We start from the raw sequence: 24,053 nt of genomic DNA on the forward strand, positions 1-24,053 counted from the left end.
CTTCCTCTATTTTTTCTGAAGGGGGATTAGGAATGGTATTAAAATTCGATTACATTGCATCAGCATTGTTTCTTGCCGTAGGTGTTCTATTTATTATTGGGAGCAAGAATCTTGAAAGCTCGTCCTATGGAAGTGCAGTAGGGCCTGATATATTTCCATTCATTCTTGGAAGCGCACTCGTTTTATTAAGTATCCGTTTATTTTATGAAACATTCATCACGAAGAATCAACAGGGAACGAAAGAAAAATTACAGTATAAGCCTTTCTTAATCATATTTGCAGCTACATTGATTTATATTTTAACGCTGGAAACAATAGGGTATGTCATCACTACCTTTCTATTTTTATTCGTTTGCTTTCAAACGATGGAACGTTCGAAAGTGATTCAATCCCTTATCATATCAGCTTGTTTTTCAGGACTTGTATATTTTTTATATGTAGAGGTTTTAAAAGGTACACTGCCAGACTGGCCAATTTGGTTTTAAGCGAGATAGAAAGGAGGACTCAAGATGAGTACACTAGATTATTTATTTCAGGGATTCGGAACGGCACTTATTTGGTATAATATCCTCTTTGCCTTTGTTGGGGTTTTAATTGGGACCGCTGTTGGTGTGCTTCCTGGGATTGGACCAATGAGCGGGGTAGCCCTTCTCATTCCAGTAACGGCTTCTATTACGGGAGGACTCCCACCAGAAAATGCAGCAACGAGTGCTATTATTCTTCTTGCTGGGGTCTATTATGGAGCGATGTATGGCGGCTCGACCACTTCCATACTATTAAATACTCCAGGAGAATCCTCCTCTGTTGTTACGACATTGGACGGTTATCAGATGGCCAAGAAAGGAAGAGCAGGAAGTGCCTTATCGATTTCGGCAATCGGTTCTTTTGTGGCGGGGATTATTACCCTTGTGGCACTGATTGCATTAGCAAAACCATTATCAACTGTAGCGCTTAAATTTGGACCAGCAGAATATTTTTCCTTAATGCTATTAGGGCTGGGGGCTGTCAGTGGATTAGCGGGAAAATCGGTAACGAAGGCTCTAATTATGACTGTTTTCGGTTTGTTACTGGGTACGATTGGCATCGACAACGTATCAGGTATTGCCAGATTTACGTTTAATGTTCCATGGTTATATCAGGGAATTGAATTTTTAACCATCGCGGTAGGGTTGTTTGCTGTCGGTGAGGTTTTTAAAACCATTTTGGAAAAAGAAGAGGAAGATACCGAAATTGCAAAGATTAACAATTTACTTCCATCTAAAGCTGAGCTAAAAGAATCCGCAGGACCAATTGCTCGAGGTTCGATCTTAGGTTTCTTTGTAGGCATTCTACCAGGTGCTGGTGCAACACTCGCTTCCTTCTTTTCTTATATTCTTGAAAAAAAGATTTCAAAAACGCCTTCAAAGTTTGGAACAGGAACGATTGCAGGGGTTGCGGCACCTGAATCGGCAAATAATGCGGCATCTGGTGGGGCGATGATCCCCTTATTAACATTAGGGATTCCAGGTTCAGGTACAACGGCCATTTTAATGGGAGCCCTAATGATGTATAATGTCCAGCCGGGGCCGTTATTATTTGAGGACCATCCTCAAGTGGCGTGGGGACTGATTGCCAGTATGTTTATCGGAAATATTATGCTATTAATTTTAAATCTCCCACTTGTCAAAGTGTTTGCGAAAATTATTCAAACACCAAAGCAATTCTTGATTCCTATGATTATTGCCATCTCGATTTTTGGAGTCTATGCAGTTCAAGTATCAACTTACGATCTCTTACTTTTATTAGGATGTGGACTTCTTGGCTATTTCTTGAGCAAGAATGATTATCCAATTGCCCCTCTTGTTCTTGGACTGGTTTTAGGACCCATGGTTGAAAATAATTTACGAAGGGCTTTAACCATTTCTAATGGGGATTTCAGCGTATTCTTTACAAGACCAATTTCACTTGTTTTTCTTATCATTACCTTCCTTTGGTTATTAATCCCTTTCATGATGAAGAGAAGAGGAAAGGATGTAATTATTAATATTGAGGGCTAAATTTTTATAATAATGAGAAAACTCCTTTATTTAAGGAGTTTTTTTAATATAATATAAATGAGGTGATTGCGTGCGGTTACATTCGAAATTAATGTTAGTTATTCTTCTTCTTATTGTCTCAATCGGAGTTATTTTTGAGGTTACCTTTAAAAACATAATGGAAACCAATCTTAAACAGGAAATAGGTTCTAAAGCCTTATCTGTAGCCCAATCGATTGCTAATATGCCAGATATCAAGAAAGCGTTTCAAGCTGAAAATCCTGCTTCAACGATCCAGCCGATCGCAGAAAACATTCGTAAACAGGTTGGGGCAGAATTTATTGTTATCGGGAATCGGAATGAAATACGATATTCACATCCCAATCCAAAGCGCTTAGGACAAAAAATGGTCGGGGGCGATAATGGTCTTGTTTTTAAAGGAAAATCTGTCGTCTCAGAGTCTACCGGGACACTAGGTCCGTCTCTACGGGGTAAAGCACCCATCTTTAGCGAGGGAGAAGTGATTGGCGTTGTTTCAGTTGGTTACCTACAGACGGATATTGAAAAGGAAGTTTCGGTGATACAGAAAAAAATCTTTTTTGCTACACTGCTTATTTTAGTAGGAGGACTACTAGCAGCTTTACTCATTTCTTTAAATATCAAAAAGGCAATGTTTGGACTAGAACCGAAAGAAATTGCCTGGATGTACCAAGAAAAACATGCGATATTAGAGTCTATTCATGAAGGAATTATAGCAATCGATACCGATGGGCGAATCACTGTAGTGAATGAAACCGCTCATAAAATTTTGAAAGTTCCAAATGAGATTCTGCTTCGTGGAAAACGAATTGAAGAGGTTTTAGAAAATACGAATCTCCTAGAGGTGGTTCGAAAAGGTCAGGCGGAATATGATAAAGAAATTATCATCTTTGGGGATGTATTTTTGGCAAATCGGATTCCGATTTTTAATAAGAAAGGTGTTGTGATTGGGGCAGTTGCAAGTTTACGTAATAAGTCAGAGCTAGCCCAGTTACTGCAAGAATTATCTCATGTAAAAGCATATGCAGAAGGATTACGTGCTCAAACCCACGAATACTCTAATCGTCTCTATACCCTGCTAGGCTTGATTCAGCTTGGCTCATATAAAGAAGCCATTGATTTTATCTCAAAAGAAGTGGATGTCGCCCAGGGCTTCATTCAATTTTTAATGAAGGAAATACCTGATCCTATTATTGCAGGATTTATATTAGGAAAGGTAAGTCTAGCGAGCGAATTGAAAGTTGATTTTTCAATAGATAGACAGAGTAGCTTTAAAGATATCCCATATGAAATCAGCAGAGATTCATTAGTAACCATTATTGGCAACCTTGTCAACAATGCTTTTGAAGCAGTCAGGGAGAATGAAAAAGAAGAGAAAAAAGTCGCACTGTTCCTAACCGACCTTGGTAAGGAGTTGATTATTGAGGTAGAAGATAACGGGAAGGGGATAGATATTAAAAATAATGAACAGGTTTTTAAAGAAGGCTATACAACAAAGAATACGAAGAGTAATGCAGGTCTTGGGCTTAGTCTAGTTCAAAAGGCAATTAAGGGCTTAGGTGGATATGTCACATTTTCATCAAATCTTGGGGAAGGTACTATTTTTACTGTGGCGATACCAAAAAGCAGGGGGAATGTGTATGAAGGGGAAAAGAGATATTGAAGTTTTAATTGTTGAGGATGACTTAAGGATAGCAGAAATTCAGAAGAGGTTTCTTGAACAAATCGAAGGCTTTCAAACGGTTGGCATAGCAGCCAGTTATCTGGAAGCGAAAACCCTATTAGATATTTTGCAGCCCGACTTACTTTTGTTAGATGTCTATTTTCCCGATATGAACGGAATTGATTTATTAAAAGAAACAAAACAACAATCGAAACAAATGGATGTTATTATGATTACAGCCACAAAAGAAATTAATAGAGTTCAAGAGGCTATTAGTATAGGCGTGTTTGATTATATTATTAAACCGGTAGTTTTTGACCGATTTAGGCAATCCCTACTTCGATTTAAGGAGTACCATGGAAATCTTTTGCAGTTAGGAAAAGATAATACACATGTGACTCAGCAGCAGGTGGACAAGCTATTGCGGAAAGTAGCGGATGGTGCTGGAAATGAAAAGTCTTACCTTCCGAAAGGAATCGATCCGCTAACATTAGAAAAAGTAATGGAGGTTCTCGGGAAGGTTGAATATGGACTAACAGCAGAGAGTGTTGCGAAAGAAATAGGTGTAAGCAGAACAACCGCTAGAAGATACCTTGAACATTTAGTTTATAATGAAAGTATAGAGGCAGATTTATCTTACGGAACTGTCGGTCGACCAGAACGTGTTTATATGGTTTTAAGCAAAGCAACTAAGAATTAAGAGATTTTTTACTAGGAGGTTTTCTGCCTGAGAACAATAAAAGTTACCCTACAAACAAAAATATTCGGGCTGGTTCTCTCACTAGGTTTATTGTTAATCATCCTAATGTCAGGATTTTATAGTTATATGGAAAGTAAACAAATTGAGGAAAATAAGGGAAGGCTGGCATTGGAATTATCGAAAACCGTCTCATTTATGCCGACTATTATCGATGCTTTCCAATCGAGCGACCCTTCTAAAACGATACAGCCGATAGCAGAGAAAATACGAAAAGAAACAGGTGCGGAATTTGTAGTCATTGGAAATAGAGATGGTATACGATATTCGCATCCTTTGAACACAAAAATCGGGCTAAAGATGACAGGTGGAGATAATGAAAGAGCACTTGTTCAAGGTGAGTATTATATCTCGAAGGCAGAGGGTACGCTAGGGCCATCTATTAGAGGAAAATCCCCTATTTTTAATCATCAGGGGGAGATTATCGGTATCGTTTCAGTAGGATATCTACTTGAAGATGTCAAACAGCAAATCATAAATAATCTTAGAAGAGTGCTCATTGTTTCTTTCATTGCCCTTTTGATTTCCCTTTTAGGTAGTGTTTTACTCGGACGCAATATCCGCAGGGATACGATGGGACTTGAGCCGTACGAAATCGCATCTCAATATAAAGAGAAAAACGCTGTCCTGCATGCGGTAAAAGAAGGCATCTTAGCAATTGATAAAGAAGGCTACATTACGATGATGAATCAGCAGGCAAAACGGCTTCTACATCTTCAGGGAACAGTCAGAAATATGAAAGTGGATGGGTTATTTCCCTCTAATTATTTGTATGAGGTATTACGGACGGGAAACTCTCAATCGGATAAAGAAATGATCTGGAATGATAAAACGATTATCGTCAATAGTACTCCGATTGTTGATGAAAATGGTATTAAGGGGGTTGTTGCTTCCTTTCGTGACAAAACAGAAATAGAGCAAATGCTAAATACTATATCTGAAGTAAAAAGATATTCGGAAGATCTTCGTGCCCAAACGCATGAATTTACCAATAAATTATATGTGTTATTGGGTTTGCTTCAACTTGGTGAATATAACGAGGCAATAAATATGATCCAAAGCGAAACTCAAACACTGCAATTTCAGAATTCAGTCGTTTTTAACCAGATCAAAGATCCCAAAGTGCAGGCAATCCTTTTAGGGAAATTAGGAAAAGCATCAGAAAAGAAAATACAGTTTGAGATTATTTCAGACAGCTATTTGGATCGTTTACCGTCCCATATTAAACTCTCAAACTTGATCGTAATCCTTGGAAACTTAATAGATAATGCCTTTGAAGCTGTCTTAGAATGTGAGATGCCCACGGTTACGTTTTTCGCTACAGATATCGGTCGAGATATTATATTTGAGATTTCAGACAATGGGAAGGGAATAAGTCCAGTAGAATTTCCTCTTCTTTTTGAAAGAGGGTATACCTCGAAAAAAAGCAGTGAACCACGAGGATTTGGATTATCTAATGCTGAAGAATCAGTATTGGAATTGAATGGAATTATCGAGGTGCAAAGCAACCTAGAAAATGGAACTGTTTTTACAGTTTATCTACCAAAGAATTTGCAAGGGGATGGGAATTTTGGATAAGATAAAAGCGGCTATAGCGGAAGATGATTTTCGAATAGCGGATATACATGAGAAATTTTTAGATAAGTTTAAGGAAATAGACGTGATTGGAAAATCATTGAATGGTGAGCAGACTTTGCAATTATTAGAGCAGAAAACCCCCGACTTACTGCTTCTAGATGTATATATGCCGGATATGCTAGGTTCTGAGTTACTCCCCACTATCCGGGAGAATTTCCCCAAAGTCAGTATTATAATGATAACAGCAGCAACTGATAAAGTTTTCCTTGAAAAAGCTCTGAGGTATGGAGTTGAGAATTACTTAATCAAACCTGTTAGCAGGGAAAGATTCGATGAAGTGATACAGGAATTTATTAAAAAACACTCGCTTCTTTCGGCTTCCCAAGAAGTAAATCAGAATTATGTAGACCTTCTATTTCGTAAAGGAAAAAGTGAAGATTCAGCAAAGAGTATCGGATTGCCAAAAGGAATTGATGAAATCACGCTTGGAAAAGTTAAGGCTGTTTTCAACGGTAGAAGAGAAGGTCTTTCCGCAGAAGATGTTGGTAAGGAAATTGGTGCATCAAGGATCACTGCACGAAGGTATTTGGAATATCTCTCCTCCATACAGGAAGTAAGGACAGAGGTAGTTTATGGAATTGTTGGAAGGCCGGAAAAGAAATATTATCCAATAAAGTGAGGGGGCAAACATTTGCCTCCTTTTCCTATGAACAAAATGAACATAAACTATTTAATTTACGTTAATAACTTTATTTTGGTAACGTTTTCACATCTGAATATTTCGATTATATTTAATTTACTAACAAAAGAGGTGAGGACGATGCTTGCAATATTAGGGTTTTTGATGATTATCACTTTTATGATTTTAATTATGACTAAACGCCTTCCCGCTATGATTGCGCTTATTGTGGTTCCGGTCGTATTTGCATTAATCGGCGGATTTGGCAAAGAAATGGGGCCAATGGCGCTCGAAGGGATAAAAAGTGTTGCCCCAACTGGAATTATGATCCTTTTCGCTATTCTCTTTTTCGGTATCATGATTGATGCAGGAGTTTTTGATCCGATTATTTCGACTATCTTAAGAGTTGTAAAGGGAGATCCAGTTAAAATAGCCATCGGAACTGCCGTTCTTGCACTTTTAATATCCCTTGACGGGGATGGAACTACTACATACATGATTACGATTTCTGCCATGTTACCTTTGTATAAACGTATTGGTATGAAACCGTTAATTCTTGCTGGAATCGCTGTATCGGCTTCAGGTGTCATGAACCTTCTTCCATGGGGAGGACCAACTGCTAGAGCAATGACGGCATTACATCTTGAGATGTCGGATGTTTTTACGCCGGTCATACCTAGCATGGCGGGTGGAATAATATTCGTATTGTTCATGGCCTATTTCCTTGGGAGAAAAGAGCGGAAACGAGTTGGCATCCTGCAGATTGATTACAATACGATGGCGATGACGGCTGCTACATCAGAAGATGCCTACCTAAAACGTCCTAAGTTAATTCTTATTAACTATTTAATTACAATTACTCTATTAGTTGCTCTAATCAACGAGGTGTTGCCAACAACTGTATTATTTATGCTTGGATTTGCTTTGGCGATCACGATCAATTATCCAAAATTAAGTGATCAAAAAGAAAGAATTGCAAATTATGCAGATAATGCGTTATCGGTAGTTTCTATGGTTTTTGCTGCAGGTATTTTTACTGGTATCTTAACGGGTACAAAAATGGTCGATGCTATGGCAAACTCCATGATTTCATATATTCCAGATGTACTAGGTTCCCATTTTGCACTTATTACCGCGATAATCAGTGCCCCTTTAACATTCTTTATGTCAAATGATGCCTTTTACTATGGTGTTTTGCCTTTGCTGGCAAAAGCAGCAAGTGTTTATGGAATTGATCCTGAGTTCCTAGCACGAGCATCACTATTGGGGCAGCCTGTCCATTTATTAAGCCCGCTTGTACCTTCAACATACTTATTAGTCGGTATGGTGGGAGAAGATTTTGGGGACTTACAGCGCGCATTCCTTAAATGGGCATGTGGTTCAACTCTTGTTATGATGGCCGTTGCAATACTATTGTCAATTATTCCTTTTTAACTAGATTTAGAACAAAGGAAAATCGATAGGGGATGAATGTTAATGTGGATAATCACAGTCTATTCAAAGGGAAACAATATATCAATGTTCGAATTTAATTCTGAACAAGAAGCAAGAGAAGCCTTTAAAAATGTTTCAGGTTGTAAAATTCTTTCAGAGGTTATTTATTTTAACGATCAGATAGTATAAGTAGTAGGAAAATGCAATTTATTATTTATTAATAAACTGCATTTTTCCTTTTTTTCATTAGAGAGAGAAGGTAAGTTTTATGACTATTTTGTTTCATATATTACTAGATATTATTTTTCCGATATTCGTGTTAGTAGGGGCTGGCGCTTTATTGCAGCGTTTGATTAGGCTTGACTTATCGACACTGTCAACATTGACGGTGTATTTTTTGTTGCCTGCCGTTTGCTTTGTCAATATATATGAGAGCAATATGTCTAGCAAGTTAATTAGCCGTACATTATTATTTTTAATGCTTTTTAATATTCTCCTTATTCTAACCAGCATGGTTATCGCAAAAGTGAATGGGTTTGACCGTAAACTGGCAGCTACCTTTAAAAATAGTATGGTTTTGAGCAATTCAGGAAATTATGGTCTCCCAGTAAGTGAACTAGTTTTCGCTGCTAATCCAGGTGGGATGTCAATACAGATTATTGTTTCTATTTTTCAAAATCTCCTAACTTTCACATATGGTTTTTTCAACAGTGTCTCTGCAGAGAGCAGCGGTAGAGATATCTTACGTAAAATTATGCGTCTCCCGGTTATATACGCTTTATTATTGGCTATATTGTTGAAATGGCTCCATATTGAAATTCCTGAATTTTTGTGGAAGCCAATTGAAAATTCCTCAAATGCGTTTTTGGCGGTTGCACTTGTCACACTTGGAGCTCAAGTAGCATTTTTAAAGATTACGCGAATTTCTAGGCAAATTGTTTGGATTGTAATCGGCAGACTGATTATTTCTCCACTCATTGGGTTGTTAGTTATAAATATTCTTGGATTAACAGACATTACTGCTCAGGCACTTTTTATCGCCAGCTCGTTCCCTTCTTCAAGAAATAGTGCATTACTGGCTCTAGAGTATGATAATTACCCGGAATATGCGTCGCAAGCAGTCCTACTGACTACCATCTTAAGTGGTATTACTGTTACGATTGTTGTTTATCTGTCAAAAATCCTTTTTTAGACCGTACGGTGATTTTCTCACTCGTGCGTTTTTTACTTTTTAATAAATGGAAATGCATCTCCAGACGGATACTATTTTACGGGGTGTTGCACGGGCAGAGGAACGGATTTTATTAATGGAAGCTGAGGTACAAGCAGGCAGCCAATTTGCGAATCCTTTGTTGCAGGATGATGCGGCTTACCGAAACTATGTTAATGAAGAAGAATTAAATCGAGAGTTAGAAAAACTGAAGACTGAAAAAGCGAGTCTAGTTTAAACAGCAAGTATAAAATGAATAAAAATAGCAGCCTCTATTAAGAGATAGGGGCTGTTATTTTGTGAAAATTTATTACAAATTTTAATATTTTGTTCATAATTTGGTAACAACCTCTGGACATCCTATCATCGTAATACCCAAACTATTATTAGGAGGAATATACAAGATGAGAAAGATGTACATGTCATTTGCCATTGCCTTATTGTTTGGACTTTTCGGTTCCGTCCAGACTTATGCAGCAGCAGAGGAAAAATCAGAAGTACACGGTCGTGGTCATCATATCAAGCACAATCCTGAGTTTATTAAAAAGCAGGCTGAATCGCTAGGAATTGAAACAGAAGGAAAAGACACTGAGACCATTGCAAAAGAAGTTAGGGAAACCATAATTAAACAAAAGGCTAAGGAACTGGGGATTGACAGCAATGGGAAAGATCTTGAGAAGTTAGCGAAGGAAGTATGGGAAACCGAAATTAAAAAGGAGGCCAAAGAGTTAGGTATTGCGACTGAAGGCAAAGATCTACATAATCTTGCTAGAGAAGTCCATGAAACCCAAATTAAAAAGGAAGCAAAAGAGCTTGGTATTTCAACCGATAATAAGGATCTTCACACCATAGCACACGAAGTCCGAGATAAAAGAATATTCCAAGCGGCAGAGAAGTTAGGAATAGAAACAAAAAATAAGTCCTCTGACGAACTTTTTAAAGAAATCATGACAAACCACGCAGATAAGGCGAAGGAGCTAAATCTTTTTCCACACAAAGGGGGAAAGATGCATTTCTTTGACAAGGCAAAAGAAAATTAATTCGAATTGAAATAGGGTAGCTATGCGCTATCCTATTTTTCTTTGTTTAAGCCATTTATGAAGGATAAATGTTTTAATAGCTTTGAAGGATTTGTCCCTCGTATCCATTATGAAGGACAAATGTATTAGTAGCCTTCAAGGATTAGTCCTGCATACCCTTTATGAAAGACAAAAGTTTTAGTAGACCTTAGTTGGAATCATTACGATGACATCATGAAAGTAACAGAGCGGGATAAAAAAGATTACTGGATATTAATACATATAGAAAAAATGTTAACGTTAACAATATATATTTACATTGTTTCTCAGATTTGTTAGACTGAAAACAAAGGATTTTGTTAACGTTAACATTTTATAATAGGATGGTGCAAAATGAAGAAATTTATGGATGAAAACTTTTTACTTAATAACAAAACCGCGATCTCCTTATTCCATGATTACGCTAAAGACATGCCAATTATTGATTACCACTGTCATTTAAGTCCGAAAGAAATCTATGAAAATAAGAAATTTAAAAATATTACCGAAGCCTGGTTGTATGGTGACCATTATAAATGGAGAGCTATGAGAGCAAATGGAATATCAGAAGAATATATAACCGGCGAAGCAAGTGACTATGATAAGTTCCTTGCATGGGCTAGGAACGTACCAATGACAATAGGGAATCCTTTATACAATTGGACGCATTTAGAATTACAGCGGTTTTTCGGCATTTATGATTTATTGAATGAAAAAAGTGCACCAGAGATTTGGGAAAAAGTAAATGCCAAACTTAACGAAGAGGAATTTAGTGTAAGGAATTTGATTGAAAGATCAAAAGTTAAAGTTGTTTGTACAACAGACGATCCTGTAGATAGCCTTGAATATCATCTAAAGTTAAGAGAAGAAAATGACTATCCTGTTAGTGTTGTACCAGGTTTTAGACCTGATAAGGGATTAGAAATAAATCGCGAGGGCTTTATTGATTGGGTAGCTAAGCTTGCAGAGGCTGCTGAAATTGAGATTACTAGTTATGAAGATTTTCTTGCCGCACTTGAATCAAGAGTCCATTTTTTTCATTCGGCAGGCGGCAGAGTGTCTGATCACGCTTTAGATTCTATGGTATTCGAAGAGACCAGTTTTGAAGAAGTGGCTGAAATTTTTGCAGCAAGAATTTCAGGCAGCGGTATTTCTCTTGAAGCAGAAAAGAAGTTCAAAACGTTTACGTTAATCTTTCTTGGCAAGCTTTACGCAGAGCTGGACTGGGCGATGCAATTCCATATCAATGCTCACCGTAACAACAATAACAGAATGTTTAAGATTCTTGGGCCAGACAGTGGTTATGATTCTATTAACGACGACCAAATTGCAAAACCGCTAGTAAAAATCCTAGACTCGTTAGAGCAGGAAAACAATCTTCCGAAAACCATTATTTATTCATTGAATCCAGGTGATAATGTCGTAATCGCAAGTATCATTAATAGCTTTCAAGACGGCAGAACTCCAGGGAAAATCCAATTCGGTACAGCATGGTGGTTCAACGATACAAAGGAAGGCATGCTCGACCAGTTTAAGGCGTTGTCCTCTATGGGTCTTTTCAGTCGTTTCATCGGAATGCTTACCGACTCAAGAAGTTTTCTATCTTATACAAGACATGAATATTTCCGTAGACTGGTTTGTAATTTAATTGGAGAATGGGTTGAAAATGGTGAGGTTCCAAATGATTTAGAGTTGCTTGGAGATATTGTTCGTGGAATTTCCTATAACAATGCCAAAGATTATTTTGCTTTTCAAGAAACATCAATAGTCGAACATATCCCTCACAATTAATAGATGAAAGCTGGCGGGGCAGGGCAGATAAGATATAATAAATGAAAGAGACAATGCAAAAGGAAGGTCAGACTATGGTTACCATAAAAGATATTGCAAAATTGGCCAATGTTTCACATACAACTGTATCAAGGGCACTAAATAACAGTCCCCTTATCAAAGCGCCTACAAGGAGGAAAATCCTTGATATTGCCTCCCAGCTAAATTATACCCCTAATTACAATGCTAAAAGCCTGGTTATGCAAAAGTCGCATACGATTGGTTTATTTTTAACAAGCATAAGCAATGGAACATCGGCAAGCTTCCTTGCTGATACAATAAAAGGTGTAAATAGTGTCATTAGCGAGGAATATAATTTGTTTATCCGTGGTATTGATGATTATCAGGATTATTCGAGTATTAATTCGCAAAGATTTGACGGGATCATTTTAATGAGCCAAAGCGTAAGGGACCATTCATTTATCTATCATGTACTGCAAAAGGAAATTCCTCTTGTTGTGCTTAACAGAGAAATTGAAGAAGATTATATTATCAATATTCTTTCTAATGATACTGAGGGTTCAAGACAAGCTGTGCAGTATTTGATCGATTGTGGACATACAGACATCGCCGTGATTGAAGGAATTCCAACCTTTAAATCTACGCAAATGCGTAAGGATGGTTATCTTACTGCGCTAATAGATAATGGCATTTCGATTCATCCGGAGTATTCCGTTAGCGGAAACTATGATATGGAAAGCGGTTACCTAGGAATGGAAAAATTATTGTCTTTGAAAAATCCTCCGACAGCCGTTTTTTGTTCAAATGACGATATGGCCATTGGTGCAATGAATGCCGTGTTTGCAAGTGGGTTAAATGTACCGAATGATATTTCCATTGTTGGATTTGATGATATCGGTTTTGCCCAATACACAACACCTAAGCTAACAACGGTAAAACGACCAGTTGAAAAAATCAGTGTACTAGGTGCGGAAAAAATCCTTTCACTCGTAACTGGCGAGGAACAAAACGCAACCAAAGTTTTTGCTAATACAGAATTAATCATAAGGGATTCTGTTAAGAAGAGAGGTTAGTTAATACCTTTCTTTTTGAATAGAAATGTTAACGTGTGCATTTTTTGGGAGGGGAAAGATTGGTGCAAAAACTAAATAATAATATTCATCAGAAATATATCTCATATCCAGAAAAGGTTCTCCAGTTCGGGGAAGGAAACTTTTTGAGAGGGTTTATTGATTGGCAATTCCAAGTTCTTAATGAAAAGACGGATTTTAATGGAAGTGTAGTGGTTGTCCAGCCGCGCGGCAATAACAAGATTGAAAGGCTAAATAATCAGGATGGGCTGTTTACCCTTTACTTACAGGGTATAAAAGAAGGCCAATTAGTAAATGAGCATCAAGTGATCGAGTCAATCAGTAGAGGTATTAATCTGTTTACAGATTATCCGGAATATATCAAGCTTGCTGGGACAGAAGATCTCCGGTTTATCGTTTCGAATACGACAGAAGCCGGAATTGTGTTTGACCCAACAGACAAGTTAGAGGATCGACCGCAAAAGAGTTTTCCAGGAAAACTTACTGCGTTCCTCTATCACCGTTTCCAGGCATTTGCCGGTGATCAAAAACGTGGCTGTATAATCATTCCATGTGAACTAATAGAAAGAAACGGAGAAAAGTTGAGAGAAATCGTATTGCAATGTGCAAGCTTATGGAACCTGGAGGATGAATTTATTGGATGGGTAAAGAACGCGAATACTTTCTGTTCAAGCCTTGTAGACCGAATCGTACCAGGATTTCCAACCGACTCCTATAAAGAAAAAACCGAACAACTTGGATATGAGGATGAATTGATGGTGGTAGGTGAGCAGTATCACCTTTGGGTCATTGAGGGACCGGAATGGATAAAAAATGAGCTGAAAGTCAAAGGGACAGGGCTAAACACGCTGATTGTCAATGATTTATCTCCTTATAGGGTACGTAAAGTCCGGATTTTGAACGGTGCACATACTGCAATGACGCCGGTCGCTTATCTTTACGGTGTAAGTACAGTAGAAGAAAGTATAAATCATGAAGAAGTCGGCATGTTTATAAAAGAAATGATCCGAGAGGAAATCATCCCAACTTTAGAGGGTCCGAAACCAGAGCTAACCAGCTATGCAGATGATGTGGTTAACCGTTTTGCTAATCCATACATTAAGCATTATTTAATGAGCATCGCACTAAATTCTATTTCTAAATTTCAGACAAGAAATCTGCCTGCATTTTTGGATTATGTTAAAAAATATAACAGTCTGCCAAAACGAATGGTCTTTTCACTAAGCTGCCTGATTTATTTTTATCAGGGTAAAAGAGGAAATGACTCAATAGAACTACAAGATGATCCAGAAATTGTTGAATTCTTTAAAACTCATTGGGGGAAATTTGAACAGCAAGAACTTGCCATGTCTGAACTCGTGAACATAATCCTGGCGGAGCAAAGGTTATGGGGGATGGATTTGACCTCTATTCCAAATCTAGAAAGTACCGTCAGTACAAACCTCCTTACTATCTATCAAATAGGAGTTAAGGAAGCTCTTAAAGAATTGTTTGAAACATCCATTTAGTAGGAGGCCGCTATAATGAAGGATTTTCTTCAAATCACTGACAACGATAATATTATTCTAGCACTAAGAAACTTTAAGAAAAATGAAACCATTCATCTTAATGGCAAGGATATTCAAATAAAAGAAGACATCAGCCGTGGACATAAAATAGCAGTAAAAGATATTTACGAAAATGAGGATATTATTAAATACGGCTATCCAATTGGGCATGCACTGGGTGTGATTACACCCGGTGAACATGTTCATACACATAACACAAAAACGAATCTTTCTGGAACACAGGAATACCAATACATGTTTAAGGAATCTCAGAATCTATATAATAATGAAAATCGAACATTTCAGGGATACCGTCGCGAAGATGGTAATGTTGGCATTCGGAATGAATTATGGATTGTCCCTACAGTAGGTTGTGTGAACGGGATTGCTGAGAAGATTATCAAACGGTTTGAGCGTCATGTTGGCGACATTACCCCGTTTGACAATGTCCTTGTCTTAAAGCATAACTATGGATGTTCTCAACTAGGGGATGACCATGAAAACACAAAGCAAATACTGATCAATGCAGTAAAGCATCCCAATGCTGGCGGTGTTCTTGTTTTAGGTCTTGGCTGTGAGAATAATGAGCTGCCAGAGTTTAAAAAGGCATTGGGTGAAGTGAATGAGGGGAGAGTGAAATTTCTAATCTCCCAAAATGTTACCGATGAAATCGAGGAAGGCTTTAAACTGGTCATGGAAATCTATGAAAATGCCAAAAATGACAAAAGAGAATCCGTGCCTCTTTCAGAATTGAAAATTGGTTTAAAATGCGGTGGATCCGATGGCTTTTCAGGTATAACCGCAAATCCGCTTCTAGGGAAGTTCTCAGATTATTTAATTGCCCAAGGAGGAACAACCGTCCTCACTGAGGTCCCGGAAATGTTTGGAGCAGAAACAATCTTAATGGAACGTGCTGCCGATGAAAAAGTTTTTGGGAAGATTGTGGATCTAATTAATGACTTCAAGGAGTATTTTTTACGTCATAATCAACCTGTATATGAAAATCCTTCCCCAGGGAACAAATCTGGAGGCATTACCACACTAGAAGACAAATCTCTTGGGTGCACACAGAAAGCAGGAACGAGCACCATTGTCGATGTCTTAAAATATGGCGAAACACTTAATACAAAAGGATTAAACCTCTTAAGTGCGCCAGGAAATGACCTTATTGCATCCACGGCACTTGCGGCAGCCGGCTGCCAAATGGTTTTGTTTACGACTGGTAGGGGAACACCATTCGGAACGTTTGTTCCAACGATGAAAATTTCAACGAACACACAAATCTATGAAACAAAACCACACTGGATTGACTTTAATACTGGAATACTGTTGGAGGATGGAGTTCTCCAAGAACAAGTGTTAAATGATTTTGTAGATTATATTGTTCAAGTGGCAAACGGTGAATTTGTTAATAATGAGAAAAATGATTTTAGGGAGATTTCGATTTTTAAGAGTGGAGTTACGCTATAATCAGAGACTTATAATCCCTTTTGAGTAGACAGTGATACAGTCTTCCAAAAGGGATTTTTTTGGCTGTGTCTCTGATTGTTACGATAATTTGTGGAGCCGTGATTTATCGGCACAATCCGAGTCAGATAGGTACGATAAATTGTGGAGCCGTGATTTATCGGCACAATCCGAGTCAGATAGTTACGATAATTTGTGGAGCCGTGATTTATCGGTACAATCCTGGTCAGATTGTTACCCGTATTATTGTGACCTTGGATTCTCGAGGAGTCTTCGTGCTGTTCGCTCCAATCATCAGGGTGCAATATAAACAATTGGCTTTACACAACCTTTTGTAAAGCGCAAATTAACAGGCAAAAAAAAATGCCAGGCGGATTTCCTTAGCATCTAGAATTATTCCATTTTGCTCGTCTACTACATTTGTAATTGCTTCAATTCATAGAACTTCCCTTTAGTAAACATTAATTCATCATAGGTACCGAATTCTACGCAACGTCCATTTTCGATGACTGCTATTTTATCCGCATTACGAATCGTTGAAAGACGGTGAGCCACGATAAACGTAGTCCGGCCATGACATAAAGTATTTAAGGCTTCTTGTATTTTTTTCTCAGAATGACTATCTAATGCAGATGTCGCTTCATCTAAAATAATAACTTTTGGGTTCCGAATTAAGGCTCTTGCAATCGATACCCTTTGCCGTTGCCCCCCTGAAAGCTTATCTCCATGTTCTCCGATCCTCGTATTTAAACCATCCGGAAGCTTCTCAATGACATCCCACAGGTTTGCAGCTAATAAAACTCTTTTTAGTTCATCTTCGGTAACAGATGGCATGCCATAGGTGATATTTTGTAGAATAGTTCCAGAGAATAGGATGGTTGATTGTGGGACCACTGCTAAATGATGTCGGAAGGATCGTAAATCAATAGATGACATATCATGACCATCTAAAAGAATTCTTCCTTCAGTCGGTTGAATAAACCCAATGAGTAAATTTAGGATCGTTGATTTTCCCGAACCAGATTCCCCGACAAAAGCGACTGTTTCGCCTTGTTTAACCTCTAAGTTAATATCATGGAGGATCGTCTGGTCGCTATTAGGATACCGGTAACAAACCTGTTGAATGGAAAAATTTCCATCTACTTGTTTAATTTTAGGTTTGTTCTCATGATTTTCTACTTCACCAGCTGTTAAAATTTCGCCAATAGAATTTACGGATTCCAGGCCTTTAGCGATTGTGGGTATTAATGTTATTATACTAGATACTGAATTTACTACTGTTGTAAAGTACGTTTGATACATCACCACTTCCCCAGGAGTAATGGAACCGCGTAAGGCCAAAATACCCGTAAAGACTAAACAAATAATTTGAAAAAGTTGAAAACTAGCCCAACTAACAGAACCAAAAAATGATTGAATAATATCTAAATGAAAACCTTTTGTTAATATTTGTTGGAACCTATGATTTAAACGGCGTACCTCTTGATTTTCTAACGCATGCGCACGTGCAATGGGTACTAATTCAATCATTTCAATCACACGCACAGAGGTTTCTTCCATTTCCTGACGAAATTCAGAATTTGAGGTTTTGATTTTTTTACGGAAGATCACAATGATTAGAGCTGAAATCGGTACAGTTAATATGAAAAATAGAAATACAGTAGGACTGTTATATAACGTAATGGCTTAGGCTACTATTAGATTGACAAAAATATTTAAACTACTGACAAACACTTGAGAAGAAAGCGTTTGGACAGCTTCTACATCCCGCATAATTTTTGATTGAAGCCTGCCAGATTGCATTTCCTTTTGATAGGGTATCGAAAGTTCTTGCAGCTTTTTAATAAGCGAAGCACGCAAACCCGATTCGACACTGCGAATCGCATAACTATGCAGTTTAGTATGATAATAATTTGTTACGATGTTTTGCAGTACCAAAATAACCATAATGATCGCATTAAAATAGATCGTTCGAATGCCACCGCCAGCCTGTATCGTAGCTGCATTAATCACATTCGCAATTGCGATGGGCATTACCCAAGCTGGGATATGTTTAATGATAAACAAAACTGCAGAATAAAATATTCTTAAGTAGTTTCCTTTATATAAACCAACTAGTACCTTAAAGGAATTTTTCTGATTTTTGTTATATATTTGCTGTACAAATGTTTCCTCCATTGATCCAACTCCTTATAAAGGTTCATAAATAAAGTAGTTCACTATTTCAGTAGGTTCTTTAGAGGTAAATCACTTTGTTGGATTGCTTCAATAATTAATTGAGCCACTTTTTTTGCTCCCTCTTCATTGAAGTGGGTGTTGTCACTTATCCCCTCAGGATAGTTTTCGGATTGACCAGGTGGTAAATGCAAATAGTATTTTTTTGATTCCTCATCACCGGCTTTTGCCATAAACTCTGTGGTGATTTTATGTATGTCTAAAACAGGTATATCGTATTTTTTGGCAAATTGAATCATGGCTTGAGGATAAGCTCCAACCGACGTGCTATCAAATATATCATCTTCAAACTTTCGACGAGTAACTGACGTTAATAACAAGGGATAGGCATTTTTTTGATATGCTGTCTGAATGAACTTGCCTAGGTTATCTTGATAGTCACCATAAGGGTGAGTTCCTCGTTCAGGATCCTCTATTTTTTGATCATTGTGGCCAAATTGGATAATTAAGTAATCACCGGGTTGAATGCTCTTTTCAATCTTAGCTAAATGACCCTCGTTTATAAATGACTTTGTGCTTCGTCCATTAATCGCCCGGTTATCAATCTTTACATTTTCTTTAAAGTACGCTTGAAATGCTTCCCCCCAGCCAGTTTCTGGCCGTTTTTCTGGTAGTTTTATAGCAGCCGTGGAATCTCCTGCTATATAAATGGTTATTTGAATTTCCATTTGTATTTACTCCCTCATAAAAAATTCTTAGTAATTGCTGCTAAAAGCATATGTACACGTTAACATTTTTATGTTAAAACAAAAATAGAACCTATTTTCTTTGATGAGGGCTATGATAATGAGGATTATGATTGGATTGTACGGATAAATGTTAACGTTAACATTGTATTATCTATCAGTTTTTGTGTCAATATATATATAATATATAAAGATATACCGCTAGATTACATAGTCTTGTAAATATGGAAATTTTAATATATTATAACGTAAGCGTTACCAAATTTTTGAAAATTTAATTTTTTGCAATATGGTGGAAAACAGTAACGAAGGAGTGAAATTATTGAGAAAAGCAAGAGTGTTTTACAAGCTTTTTATTCCGTTTTTCTTGGTGGGGATAGGGCTTGTAATTGGATTTAGCATATTTATCTATAATTCCACTTATCATTCCGTTGAGGAAAGTTTCTTAAAGGATAAAAAAAATTATACAAAACAAATTCTTAACAATGTTGAACAAAAAGTAAGAACCATCGAGTATGGATATACGGCTTACAGCGCAACTTCTAAATTTGAAGAAATCTTTAAAAATCCTTTGTCAGGTAAAGATTTTGATGTATACCGAGATATCAAAAAAGAGATGAGTTACATAGAGATGATGGGGATTGAAGGCAGTAACAATAGTTTAGTAAGCTTAGACGGCAACTGGGGAATCATTAATGGCTCTTTAAAGACGCTAACAACAGAGGAAGTTACCGAATACAAAAATACTTATATTAACAATAATAACAATAACCTTTTTTGGAAACCAATAAAATCCGGAATCGAAATGGTTATGACTTTACCAATGTATAAGAGGGAAAAGTTCGCTTTAGGAATATCCTATATTCCTAGAAGGAGTATTGAACAGATTATAGGTGACCAAAACAATAGAGTAGAAATATATAATAAAAAAAATCAATTACTATACTCTAGCACCATGAAAGATCGTGAAGTGAAAAAAAGTAGTTTTCAAGATTTTAAAGCAGTCTCTAACGAAAGCGGGCAAACTGCCAATGTTCTAGAAACAGAGGATGGAAAGAAATATGTTTACATGCAGTCTGATTATAATCGGTGGCTTTATGTGGTGGAAATAAATGAAAATGAGATTGGCAGTATTATTCATAATACGAGAGTGGGCCTTTTTATAGTTTCAGCCCTTTTGATTTTATTGGTGGGAATTATTTCATATGTGTTGGCGGTATCATACACTCGACCAATTAAGAAAATACAGGCAAAACTGGACATTCAGGGAGTACATAAAAAACAAAATGAATTTTCCTTTTTGGCTGATTCTATCGATAAAATTGTTGGACAAAATGAGCTGTTAACAGCTAGTCTGTCAATTCAGAAACCTCAATTGGAGACATTATTTGTTTTAAGTTTATTTAGAAAACGGATATCTGAAAACGACGTGACGAATCGTTTAGAGCAATTTGGCTACCATTTTGAAGAGGAAAAGGTGTTTTATACAGGTTTGATACAAATAGATAACTTTGATGATCAACAAATTGGAGATAAAACACTTTTATTATTGGCAATTAACAATATCGTAGGAGAAATGGTCCCGAAGGCTGAACGCTTAAACCCGATCGTTTTAAATGATGAAATGCAGGCTACCATCTTTATCTTAGATAAAAGCGACCCAGAACCTGAGCGACGAATCATGAAGTACTACGAGGAAATCCAAGTAGCGGTGAAAAAATCGCTGAATATTATCATTAGTGTTGGAATCAGTCCAATCTATGACACTTTAATAGATAGTAAAAAAGCGGTAGATTTAGCAAAAGAATCGCTTCATTACCGAGTAAATGTTGGACCAGAGTCAATTATTTTCTATAATGATATTTCTTCGATGTTAAATGATGCGTCTATATCCAAATTCCCTGTAGAATCGCTTAATGAGTTATTGAATGCGATTCGTTCTGGTCATGAGGAAGACGTCATGAACTTGGTTGATCGGCTTGTAGAAGAGATTTTTCGTTTAAATAAAAATCCGATTAGCTTAGGGGTGACCTTAATACGAGTCATAAATGAGCTTGTACAATTAGGACAACTATTAGGTGCTGAATCTAAAATCTTTGAAAATATTAAGAAATTGTATCAAGCAGCCATGAATGCCTATTATCCAGAAAAAATGAAGGAAATGTTAATTAACGATTTAATCAAACCCGTTATTATAAGTACCCACGATAAGACAGAAAGAGGATTTAAATCCTTGTCAGAAAAAATCGTATATATTGTACAAACGGAATATGATCAGGAAATTTCCCTGGATATTATTGCAGATCGATTGCATTACAATCCTAACTATTTAAGCAATGTATTCAAAAAAGAGTATGGAGAGAATTTTGTAGACTATCTAATGAACTATCGCCTGCAAATGGCACAAAGCTTGTTAAAGGATACAGATTTGGCCATTAAAGATATTGCAGAACGCTTGCAATATCGGAATTCTCAAAACTTTATTCGATTCTTCAAAAAGAAATTAGGAATGACCCCAGGAGATTATCGTAAGGAATATATGCATTAGAAATTTATTCCAACAAAAAAAGCTTCATGAGAGAAGCTTTTTTTGTTGGAACTTTATTTTATCCTTTTACAGATCCAACTAATGCACCTTTGACGAAGTATTTTTGCACAAATGGGTAAGCAATTAACATTGGAACAGTAGCGATTACAATAACAGCCATTTTAATCGTTTGAGCAGGAGGTACGACATCTACTGAGGACCCTTCGGCTTGCATACCACTAGAGACAATGACAATTTGACGTAATAATACTTGTATCGGCCACTTGGCAGAATCATTAATGTAAAGAATAGCTGTCATATACGTATTCCAGTAGGTGACTGCATAGAACAAAGAAATAGTAGCGATCGATGGTAATGCCAGCGGCAGCATGATTTTAACGAAGACACCAAAATCTGTACAGCCATCCATTTTAGCGGATTCTTCTAAACTATCAGGTAAGGCTTGGAAGAAGTTTCTCATAATAATTAAGTTGAATGCATTAATTGCAACAGGCAAGATTAAAGACCAATAAGAATCAATTAAACCAACGGATTTAACAACTAAGAAGGTTGGAATCATACCGCCACTGAACAGCATGGAGAAAACAACAATAAAATTAATTGAATTTCTCCCCACTAGATATCTTCGGGATAAGCCATACGCCATAAAAGCAGTTAGAACCATACTAACTAAAGTACCTATACCAGTTACTCCAATCGAAACAGCTAATGACTTAAAGAGGGTAGGCGTTGACAAGATATAGCGATAGGCATCCAATGAAAAAGTACGTGGAAATAAGATAAACTTTCTTGCGACCACTTCCTGAGTAGATGCAAATGAACTTGCGATCACATTAACAAATGGAAGAAAACAGATAAGTGCAATCAAAATTAGTATGGTTCCATTAATAATGGGAAAGGCTAGACCTCCTTTGTTTCTTTTATTCTTTTTCGTTTTCTTCATGTAAATCCTCCTCGCTTGAATATAATAAGCCATTTATCTTTTAGTAAGATAAACCAACCTTATCATTCGATCCGAATTCCGTATATAATCAATATCCCACTATTGATTCAACAGCAAAGACAGCGTTTTTAAAGTAAAAAATTTATAATATAAACGGATAATCACAACCATTTAAAAACTATCATTATGGTGGATACCATCCTCAAAAACCTTGATACTAAAGGGGTTTGTAAGCGTAATCATAAAATGATTATGTACGTAATTTTCCAATTTCAGTATGCTTAAAACAAGAAAGGAAAACAAAATGAATAGAGGAGGAGTGAAATGGAAGGTGCTGTAAACCAAAATAGTCAACCCTTGTCCATTATGACAGCAAGGGAGCTAAAAATTAAAAAAAGGCAAAAAATCATTGCGGGATTAAAAACGAATAAGTTCTTATATCTAATGATTTTTCCTGGATTACTTTATTTCATTATATTTAAGTACTTACCAATGGCGGGTCTCATTATTGCGTTTCAAGACTATCAGCCATTCTTAGGGATCTTAGGAAGTCCATGGGCGGGTCTCAAACATTTTATTCGTTTATTTACGGAACCCACTTTCTTCATGTTATTAAAGAATACGTTAATTTTGTTTGCTTTAAATCTTGTAATCTTTTTCCCATTACCAATTATCGTGGCTCTGATGTTGAATGAAGTGAAGAATAGATACTTTAAAGCTGGAATTCAAACGATTATCTATATTCCTCACTTTATGTCTTGGGTAATTATTGTTTCAATCTCATTTATCTTTTTGAATGTGGATGGCGGTATTATTAATGAATTCTTGGCTGTAATAGGAATGGAAAAAATCAGCTTCTTAACAGCACCAGATTGGACAAGGACGATTTATATCGCACAAATTATCTGGAAAGAATTAGGATGGTCAACGATTATTTATCTAGCTGCTATAACAGCTGTGGATACACAATTATATGAAGCAGCTGAAATGGATGGTGCAGGCCGTCTTCGAAAAACATGGCATGTAACATTACCTGCTATTCGTCCAGTCATTATCACTCTATTAATCTTGAAGATTGGAAGCACCTTGGATCTCGGTTTTGAGCATATGTACCTATTGCTTAACTCCTTAAATCGCAGTGTTGCGGAAATTTTTGATACTTACATCTATACTGCAGGTTTAAAAAATGGGCAGTTGAGTTTCAGTACTGCTGTGGGTTTATTTAAAGGGCTTGTTGGATTGGTATTAGTCATTCTAGCAAATAAACTAGCGAAAAAGTTTGGAGAAGATGGCGTGTATTAGACAGGGAAGG

At 36.9% G+C, this 24,053-nt stretch carries 21 protein-coding genes and 1 pseudogene; 18 read left to right on the top strand and 4 right to left on the bottom strand.

The window, feature by feature from the left end:
- Positions 1-32: 32 nt before the first annotated feature.
- From F4694_RS15345 to F4694_RS31770, 16 genes are all read left to right on the top strand, one after another.
- Positions 33-485 carry a tripartite tricarboxylate transporter TctB family protein gene (locus F4694_RS15345; RefSeq protein WP_179599448.1) on the top strand — a complete coding sequence of 151 codons (453 nt, stop codon included), beginning with the start codon at positions 33-35 and terminating at the stop codon, positions 483-485.
- 24 nt (positions 486-509) lie between these two features.
- Positions 510-2,036 (top strand): tripartite tricarboxylate transporter permease, encoded by a 1,527-nt coding sequence (locus F4694_RS15350; protein WP_179599450.1) that lies wholly within the window; start codon positions 510-512, stop codon positions 2,034-2,036.
- A gap of 91 nt (positions 2,037-2,127) precedes the next feature.
- Complete coding sequence (locus F4694_RS15355) at positions 2,128-3,717, top strand: ATP-binding protein (protein ID WP_218895676.1); 1,590 nt, start codon at positions 2,128-2,130, stop codon at positions 3,715-3,717.
- On the top strand, positions 3,695-4,417 hold the full coding sequence (locus F4694_RS15360) for a response regulator (RefSeq protein WP_179599454.1): 723 nt from the start codon (positions 3,695-3,697) through the stop codon (positions 4,415-4,417). The genes F4694_RS15355 and F4694_RS15360 overlap by 23 nt, the downstream gene beginning before the upstream one ends.
- A gap of 27 nt (positions 4,418-4,444) precedes the next feature.
- On the top strand, positions 4,445-6,052 hold the full coding sequence (locus F4694_RS15365; RefSeq protein ID WP_179599738.1) for an ATP-binding protein: 1,608 nt from the start codon (positions 4,445-4,447) through the stop codon (positions 6,050-6,052).
- A complete protein-coding gene (locus F4694_RS15370; protein WP_179599456.1) occupies positions 6,045-6,731 on the top strand; it encodes a response regulator in 687 nt (228 codons plus the stop codon). The genes F4694_RS15365 and F4694_RS15370 overlap by 8 nt, the downstream gene beginning before the upstream one ends.
- A 36-nt stretch (positions 6,732-6,767) precedes the next feature.
- Positions 6,768-8,165: a CitMHS family transporter gene (locus F4694_RS15375; RefSeq protein WP_179599740.1), complete on the top strand. Its 1,398-nt coding sequence runs from the start codon at positions 6,768-6,770 to the stop codon at positions 8,163-8,165.
- Positions 8,166-8,207: 42 nt separating this feature from the next.
- The gene (locus tag F4694_RS15380; RefSeq protein WP_179599458.1) at positions 8,208-8,354 is read left to right on the top strand and encodes a hypothetical protein; all 147 of its coding nucleotides are present in this window, start codon (positions 8,208-8,210) and stop codon (positions 8,352-8,354) included.
- A 79-nt stretch (positions 8,355-8,433) separates the two neighbouring features.
- A complete protein-coding gene (locus tag F4694_RS15385; protein WP_179599460.1) occupies positions 8,434-9,357 on the top strand; it encodes an AEC family transporter in 924 nt (307 codons plus the stop codon).
- A 46-nt stretch (positions 9,358-9,403) separates the two neighbouring features.
- Complete coding sequence (locus tag F4694_RS15390; protein WP_179599462.1) at positions 9,404-9,613, top strand: hypothetical protein; 210 nt, start codon at positions 9,404-9,406, stop codon at positions 9,611-9,613.
- 166 nt (positions 9,614-9,779) lie between these two features.
- Positions 9,780-10,415 carry a hypothetical protein gene (locus F4694_RS15395; RefSeq protein WP_179599464.1) on the top strand — a complete coding sequence of 212 codons (636 nt, stop codon included), beginning with the start codon at positions 9,780-9,782 and terminating at the stop codon, positions 10,413-10,415.
- Positions 10,416-10,787: 372 nt separating this feature from the next.
- Positions 10,788-12,224, top strand: a complete 1,437-nt coding sequence (gene uxaC / locus F4694_RS15400; protein WP_179599466.1) for a glucuronate isomerase — start codon at positions 10,788-10,790, stop codon at positions 12,222-12,224.
- A 74-nt stretch (positions 12,225-12,298) separates the two neighbouring features.
- Positions 12,299-13,297 (top strand): LacI family DNA-binding transcriptional regulator, encoded by a 999-nt coding sequence (locus F4694_RS15405; RefSeq protein ID WP_179599468.1) that lies wholly within the window; start codon positions 12,299-12,301, stop codon positions 13,295-13,297.
- A gap of 62 nt (positions 13,298-13,359) precedes the next feature.
- Entirely contained in the window at positions 13,360-14,823 is a 1,464-nt protein-coding gene (locus F4694_RS15410; RefSeq protein ID WP_179599742.1) for a tagaturonate reductase, read from the top strand.
- A 15-nt stretch (positions 14,824-14,838) separates the two neighbouring features.
- Complete coding sequence (locus F4694_RS15415) at positions 14,839-16,332, top strand: UxaA family hydrolase (protein ID WP_179599470.1); 1,494 nt, start codon at positions 14,839-14,841, stop codon at positions 16,330-16,332.
- Positions 16,333-16,420: 88 nt separating this feature from the next.
- A complete protein-coding gene (locus F4694_RS31770; RefSeq protein WP_218895678.1) occupies positions 16,421-16,639 on the top strand; it encodes a hypothetical protein in 219 nt (72 codons plus the stop codon).
- Between the two features lie 104 nt (positions 16,640-16,743).
- On the opposite strand, the gene F4694_RS15420 is transcribed toward F4694_RS31770, so the two are convergent.
- The 3 genes and pseudogenes from F4694_RS15420 to F4694_RS15425 all read right to left on the bottom strand — a co-directional run bounded on the left by F4694_RS15420 (position 16,744) and on the right by F4694_RS15425 (position 19,232).
- On the bottom strand, positions 16,744-17,631 hold the full coding sequence (locus F4694_RS15420) for an ABC transporter ATP-binding protein (RefSeq protein ID WP_257029265.1): 888 nt from the start codon (positions 17,629-17,631) through the stop codon (positions 16,744-16,746).
- Positions 17,605-18,507, bottom strand: a pseudogene (locus F4694_RS32210) (ABC transporter transmembrane domain-containing protein); the annotation flags it as partial. The gene F4694_RS15420 and the pseudogene F4694_RS32210, both read right to left, overlap by 27 nt.
- A 41-nt stretch (positions 18,508-18,548) precedes the next feature.
- Positions 18,549-19,232 (bottom strand): rhamnogalacturonan acetylesterase, encoded by a 684-nt coding sequence (locus tag F4694_RS15425; protein ID WP_179599472.1) that lies wholly within the window; start codon positions 19,230-19,232, stop codon positions 18,549-18,551.
- 331 nt (positions 19,233-19,563) lie between these two features.
- Between F4694_RS15425 and F4694_RS15430 the strand changes: the two genes are divergently transcribed.
- Positions 19,564-21,798 carry a helix-turn-helix transcriptional regulator gene (locus F4694_RS15430; RefSeq protein ID WP_308806354.1) on the top strand — a complete coding sequence of 745 codons (2,235 nt, stop codon included), beginning with the start codon at positions 19,564-19,566 and terminating at the stop codon, positions 21,796-21,798.
- 58 nt (positions 21,799-21,856) lie between these two features.
- On the opposite strand, the gene F4694_RS15435 is transcribed toward F4694_RS15430, so the two are convergent.
- Positions 21,857-22,741 carry a carbohydrate ABC transporter permease gene (locus F4694_RS15435; protein WP_218895681.1) on the bottom strand — a complete coding sequence of 295 codons (885 nt, stop codon included), beginning with the start codon at positions 22,739-22,741 and terminating at the stop codon, positions 21,857-21,859.
- Between the two features lie 444 nt (positions 22,742-23,185).
- Between F4694_RS15435 and F4694_RS15440 the strand changes: the two genes are divergently transcribed.
- Positions 23,186-24,043 carry an ABC transporter permease gene (locus F4694_RS15440; protein WP_307311483.1) on the top strand — a complete coding sequence of 286 codons (858 nt, stop codon included), beginning with the start codon at positions 23,186-23,188 and terminating at the stop codon, positions 24,041-24,043.
- Positions 24,044-24,053: the final 10 nt, after the last annotated feature.

Source organism: Neobacillus driksii, assembly GCF_013409995.1.
GTDB lineage: Bacteria > Bacillota > Bacilli > Bacillales > Cytobacillaceae > Neobacillus > Neobacillus driksii.

What these genes read in the sequence shown, in the direction of transcription:
- F4694_RS15385 (WP_179599460.1), top strand. Translation starts at nt 8,434, where the DNA reads ATGACTATTTTGTTTCATATATTACTAGATATTATTTTTCCGATATTC.
- F4694_RS15390 (WP_179599462.1), top strand. Translation starts at nt 9,404, where the DNA reads ATGGAAATGCATCTCCAGACGGATACTATTTTACGGGGTGTTGCACGG.
- F4694_RS15425 (WP_179599472.1), bottom strand. Translation starts at nt 19,232, where the DNA reads ATGGAAATTCAAATAACCATTTATATAGCAGGAGATTCCACGGCTGCT.
- F4694_RS15440 (WP_307311483.1), top strand. Translation starts at nt 23,186, where the DNA reads ATGATTTTTCCTGGATTACTTTATTTCATTATATTTAAGTACTTACCA.
- F4694_RS15360 (WP_179599454.1), top strand. Translation starts at nt 3,695, where the DNA reads ATGAAGGGGAAAAGAGATATTGAAGTTTTAATTGTTGAGGATGACTTA.
- uxaC (WP_179599466.1), top strand. Translation starts at nt 10,788, where the DNA reads ATGAAGAAATTTATGGATGAAAACTTTTTACTTAATAACAAAACCGCG.
- F4694_RS15350 (WP_179599450.1), top strand. Translation starts at nt 510, where the DNA reads ATGAGTACACTAGATTATTTATTTCAGGGATTCGGAACGGCACTTATT.
- F4694_RS15435 (WP_218895681.1), bottom strand. Translation starts at nt 22,741, where the DNA reads ATGAAGAAAACGAAAAAGAATAAAAGAAACAAAGGAGGTCTAGCCTTT.
- F4694_RS15380 (WP_179599458.1), top strand. Translation starts at nt 8,208, where the DNA reads ATGTGGATAATCACAGTCTATTCAAAGGGAAACAATATATCAATGTTC.
- F4694_RS15405 (WP_179599468.1), top strand. Translation starts at nt 12,299, where the DNA reads ATGGTTACCATAAAAGATATTGCAAAATTGGCCAATGTTTCACATACA.
- F4694_RS15395 (WP_179599464.1), top strand. Translation starts at nt 9,780, where the DNA reads ATGAGAAAGATGTACATGTCATTTGCCATTGCCTTATTGTTTGGACTT.
- F4694_RS15355 (WP_218895676.1), top strand. Translation starts at nt 2,128, where the DNA reads ATGTTAGTTATTCTTCTTCTTATTGTCTCAATCGGAGTTATTTTTGAG.
- F4694_RS15345 (WP_179599448.1), top strand. Translation starts at nt 33, where the DNA reads ATGGTATTAAAATTCGATTACATTGCATCAGCATTGTTTCTTGCCGTA.
- F4694_RS15375 (WP_179599740.1), top strand. Translation starts at nt 6,768, where the DNA reads ATGAACATAAACTATTTAATTTACGTTAATAACTTTATTTTGGTAACG.
- F4694_RS15415 (WP_179599470.1), top strand. Translation starts at nt 14,839, where the DNA reads ATGAAGGATTTTCTTCAAATCACTGACAACGATAATATTATTCTAGCA.
- F4694_RS15420 (WP_257029265.1), bottom strand. Translation starts at nt 17,631, where the DNA reads ATGTATCAAACGTACTTTACAACAGTAGTAAATTCAGTATCTAGTATA.